Genomic DNA, 592 nt, shown 5'->3' with positions numbered 1-592 from the left:
TGAGGTAACCCTTTAAGGGAGCCAGCCGCCGAAGGTGGGGCAAGTGATTGGGGTGAAGTCGTAACAAGGTAGCCGTACCGGAAGGTGCGGCTGGATCACCTCCTTTCTAAGGATGATACGAAAAGCGGAAGCGCCGCGATCAGCTCTCGAAGCCAAATGTTCTTCACCCGCAGAAGTGCTTGCACTTCGAGGGGGAAGGTTATTTGGCACAAGAGAGCTAGGCGCTGGAGCTAGACAGTACGAAAAGCGGAAGCGGCTGCCCTTATGGGCTAGTCGGAAGTGGACGCTTCAGGTTTGTTCAGTTTTGAGGGAACATGTTTATGTTCTCTTCAATCAATCCGTTTTGCGCCTGCGTCTACCAGCGAATTCAAAGATGATGGATTCCTCGGCGCAAGGCAGCAGAGAAGTTGATTCAAGGCAGTAGCCTTGTTCAGTTTTGAGGGAGCATTCTACTCCTTCAAGTGCTTTGTGTCTGCGTCTGCTAGTGAATTCGAGGAAGCAGGATTCCTCGACACAAGGCTGCAAGGAAGCATACTCAAGTAGTCGCCTTGCGCCTGCGTCTATGAGCGGATGCAGGAAATAAGTTGGTTCC

At 51.9% G+C, this 592-nt stretch carries 1 rRNA gene; it reads left to right on the top strand.

What is annotated here, in order from left to right:
• Nucleotides 1–106 (top strand): 16S ribosomal RNA (locus QSJ37_RS17900); the annotation flags it as partial.
• Nucleotides 107–592 lie beyond the last annotated feature (486 nt).

The sequence above is a fragment of the Parageobacillus sp. G301 genome (assembly GCF_030268025.1).
Lineage (GTDB): Bacteria > Bacillota > Bacilli > Bacillales > Anoxybacillaceae > Parageobacillus_B > Parageobacillus_B toebii.
The sequence above is the reverse complement of the archived record's forward strand: the minus strand, read 5'-3'. Positions and strand labels throughout refer to the sequence as shown.